Source organism: Mediterranea massiliensis (genome assembly GCF_900128475.1).
GTDB classification, from domain to species: domain Bacteria; phylum Bacteroidota; class Bacteroidia; order Bacteroidales; family Bacteroidaceae; genus Bacteroides; species Bacteroides massiliensis_E.
The window spans coordinates 1-4,149 of sequence record NZ_LT635822.1 but is presented as its reverse complement, the minus strand read 5'-3'; the positions used below and the strand labels follow the sequence as shown (position 1 = coordinate 4,149).

The following is a 4,149-nucleotide window of genomic DNA, read 5'->3' as shown; positions in this document are numbered from 1 at the left end:
TTTTCTCCTATATATTTGCGGTGACAACATGAGTTATCAACACTAAAAATCAAAAATTATGGCAAAGAAAAATGCACGGGAAGAACCCCCGAAACCACAGGTCACCGAAAACGAGCAGATGAGTGACATCGTGTTCATCCTCGACAAGATGGAACTGATTCTTGAAGCGGTATCTCAAATCGGAAAGGACGGAAAATTCAACACGGTAGCCGCCGACAAGAAGAACCGGAACTCCTTCCTGAAAATTGACCGCTATGCCGACGCCTTCGAGAACTTCATCAAGAACTTCTGGAGCCAACTGAAAGACCCGACACGCTTCGGAATCCTCTCCGTCAAGGAAGACAGGCTGGACGACCCTGCCGTACAGCAGGCCATCGAGGACATCGCCGCAGGAAAAAAGACAAAAGCCGTGGAGGAATTTCTCAAGCAGTACGAGATTGTTCCGCGCAACAAGGAAAACCAAAGTATCAACCAAAAAAATCAAGAAGAAATGGCAAAGAAAAATGAAACCCGGCAGCAGGCTGCCGCAGCTGACAGCCAGCCGCAGACCCAGTCCCCCCAGTACCGTTACAACGAGTCCATGATCAACTGGGAACAGCTAAAGAATTTCGGAATCTCCCGTGAATACCTCCAGGAACGCGGACTGCTCGAACAGATGCTCAAAGGATACAAGACCAACCAGGTAGTACCCATCAGCATGAACTTCGGTTCGGCCGTACTGAGGACTGACGCACGTCTGTCCTTCCAGCAGTCCATGGCGGGCGAAGTGGTGCTCGGCATCCATGGTATCCGACAGAAACCCGACCTCGACCGACCGTATTTCGGACATATCTTCTCCGACGAGGACAAGAAGAACCTGCTCGAAACGGGCAACATGGGGCGTGTCGTGGAACTGAAAGGACGTAACGGGGAGTATATCCCATCCTTCATCAGCATCGACAAGCTGACCAACGAGGTGGTCGCCATGAAAGCGGAGAATGCCTTCATCCCAAGGGAAATCAAGGGCGTGGAACTGACAGAGCAGGAGCAGAACGACCTGCGTGAAGGCAAGAAGGTCTATGTAGAGGGCATGATCGCCAAGTCCGGCAACGAGTTCAACGCCTTCATTCAGGTGAATGCCGAACGCAGGGGTGTCGAGTTTATTTTCGAGAACGACAAACTCTTCAACCGCCAGACACTCGGGGGCGTGGAACTGACACAGAAACAGATTGAGGACCTGAACGCCGGAAAAGCCATCTTCGTGGAGGGAATGCAGCGCAAGGACGGTGAGGTGTTCTCCTCTTACGTGAAGCTGGACGAGGCGACGGGCCGCCCGTCCTACACCCGCTACAACCCGGACTCTCCGGAAGGCGCACGAGAAATCTATATCCCCAACGAAATCAACGGGGTGAAGATTACGGCGGAGGAACAGCAGCAACTCCGTGACGGCAAGGTGATTTTCCTCAATGACATGGTGAACCGCAAGGGAGAGGAATTCTCCTCCTTCATCAAGGCCGATTTGGAAACGGGACGCCTGAGCTACTCCCGTACGCCGGACGGTTTCGAGCAGCGCGAGGATTTCAAGATTCCAACCAAGGTATGGGACGTGGAACTGACCAGACAGCAGCGTGCGGACCTGCAGAGCGGAAAGGCCGTGCTGGTGGAAGGCATAAAGGGATATGACGGGAAGACCATCTCGCAGTACGTCAAGGCGAACTTCAACCAGGGGCGTCTGGACTTCTACAACGAAAATCCCGACCGTAAGCGTGACGCGTCACAGCGAAACGTGGTGGCCAACAGCCAGCGACAGGAACAGGGCAACCGCAAGTCAAAAGGTGCGAGCATTGCCTGACTATAGGTAACGGAAAATGAATGTTGAATAAAAAAAGAAAGAAATATGAAAAAGGAAAACGGAAACGACATGCCTTTCAAGGCTGATGAAGTGAACTGGGACGAACTCTCCGGTATCGGTATCATGAAGGACGAGCTGGAACTCTCCGGCGAGATGGACACCCTCCTCAGGGGAGAGAAAACGAAAGTGATGTCCCTGAGCCTCGTGCTCCTCGGCGTGGACGTGCTGATGGACGCCACACTCCAGCTGGTCCGTAAGGGCGAGGCCCCGCTGCTGGAAATCCAGGGAGTGACACCGTTGGGCAAATAACCTGAGAGCAATTATCAAGTAAACCGATGTCTTACCGCCGTTTCCTGTCTTCCGCATGGAAAACGGGAAACGGCTTAATTTTTATCTTACAATATGATAGCAATCATCGCAGAAAAGCCGAGTGTAGGCATGGACATAGCCCGTGTAGTCGGGGCTGATACAAGAAATGACGGCTACTGTTCCGGTAACGGATATATGGTAACCTGGGCACTGGGACACCTCGTGTCACTGGCCACGCCGGACACTTACGGTTATACGAAAACGGCAGCGGAGGACCTGCCGATGCTGCCGGACCCGTTCCGCCTGGTCTCCCGACAGATGCGCACGGACAGGGGAATGGTTACGGACATCGCCGCCTCGAAACAGCTGAAAGTCATAGAAAGCGTATTCAACCGCTGTGACAGCATCATCGTGGCTACCGATGCCGGTCGTGAAGGGGAACTTATCTTCCGCTGGATATACGACTTTCTGGGCTGCACGAAACCGTTCAGACGCCTGTGGATTTCCTCGCTTACTGACGAGGCCATACGGAAAGGGCTGGAGGAACTGAAGGACGGCTCGGAATACGACAGCCTGTATGCCGCCGCCGACAGCCGCGCGAAGGCGGACTGGCTGGTGGGCATGAACGCCAGCCGTGCCCTGGCCATCGTCTCCGGCTCGTCCAACAACTCGATCGGACGGGTGCAGACTCCGACGCTCGCCATGATATGCAGCCGCTACAGGGAGAACCGCAGTTTCGTATCCACACCATACTGGCAGCTACATGTCACCCTCAATGGCGGCACGTCACACCGCCGCTTCTTCCATCCCGCGACCTTTGACGACAGGCAGAAGGCAGAAACCGCCTACCGCAGTCTCACTCCCGATTCTTCGGCGACGGTTACGAAGGTGGAGCGCAGGAAAACCCTGCAACAGCCGCCGCTGCTCTACGACCTGACGGCACTTCAGAAGGACTGCAACGTGCACCTCGACCTGCCCGCGGCAAAGACGCTGGACATCGCCCAGTCGCTCTACGAGAAGAAGCTCATTTCCTACCCGAGAACGGGAAGCCGGTATATCCCGCACGACGTGATGGCCTGCGTGCCCGGTCTGCTGGAAAGAATCTTGGCCATGCCCGGATTCGCCACAAGTGCCGGAATCCTTGACTTTGCGCATCTCAACACCCGTAGCGTGGACGACAGCAAAGTGACGGACCACCATGCCCTCATCACGACCGGCATCGCACCCGAAGGGCTTTCCGAGGCGGAAGAGGCCGTCTATACGCTGATAGCCGGACGTATGCTGGAGGCGTTCTCGCCCTGCTGCGAGAAGGAACTGATTCTTATGGAGTGCCGTCTGGACAACATGGATTTCCGCTCGAAAAGCTCCCTTGTCGTCAGTCCGGGATGGCGCGGCATCTTCCGCAGGAAAGAGGACAGGCAGGACGACGAACCGGAAACCGACGAGGGTACGGCCATATTTGCCGAAGGGGACACGGTCCCTGTTTCAGGATTCGGACTGGCCCAGAAGAAGACCGTGCCCAGACCGCTCTATACCGAAGCCACGCTGCTGGCAGCAATGGAGACCTGCGGCAGGGAGATAGCCGACGAACAGGCACGCGAGGCCGTGAAGGAGCTGGGTATCGGCACGCCCGCCACAAGAGCCGCCATCATCACCACACTGTTCAAACGTGACTATATCGCCCGCTCCGGCAAGAGCATCCTCCCCACAGAGAAGGGACTCCATATCTACGATGCGGTGAAGGACATGCTCGTGGCGGATGTTTCCCTGACAGGAAGCTGGGAGAAGACCCTGCTCCAGATAGAGCGGCACACACTCGGACCGGACACGTTCATGGCATCCATCACGGACTACACCCGCAAGGCTACCCGTGAAATCCTGAACCTCAGCCTTCCGGCGGTAGCCGCCCGCACGTTCACCTGTCCCAAATGCAAGACCGGACACATCATCGTCAGGGAGAAGAGTGCCCGCTGCGACAATAAAGGGTGCGGACTGACCGTGTACCGCAG

At 55.7% G+C, this 4,149-nt stretch carries 3 protein-coding genes; all 3 read left to right on the top strand.

The annotated features are described in order from the left end of the window. The first annotated feature begins 58 nt into the window (after nucleotides 1-58). A complete protein-coding gene (locus tag BQ7483_RS00070) occupies nucleotides 59-1,831 on the top strand; it encodes a DUF3945 domain-containing protein (RefSeq protein WP_072544393.1) in 1,773 nt (590 codons plus the stop codon). A 45-nt stretch (nucleotides 1,832-1,876) separates the two neighbouring features. After that, on the top strand, nucleotides 1,877-2,140 hold the full coding sequence (locus BQ7483_RS00065) for a DUF4099 domain-containing protein (RefSeq protein WP_072544392.1): 264 nt from the start codon (nucleotides 1,877-1,879) through the stop codon (nucleotides 2,138-2,140). 93 nt (nucleotides 2,141-2,233) lie between these two features. Further along, nucleotides 2,234-4,149 (top strand): DNA topoisomerase (locus BQ7483_RS00060; protein ID WP_072544391.1); only part of this gene is annotated, 1,916 nt, incomplete at its 3' end.

Coding starts and splice junctions, on each gene's coding strand:
- BQ7483_RS00070 (WP_072544393.1), top strand. CDS start 59: ATGGCAAAGAAAAATGCACGGGAAGAACCCCCGAAACCACAGGTCACC.
- BQ7483_RS00065 (WP_072544392.1), top strand. CDS start 1,877: ATGAAAAAGGAAAACGGAAACGACATGCCTTTCAAGGCTGATGAAGTG.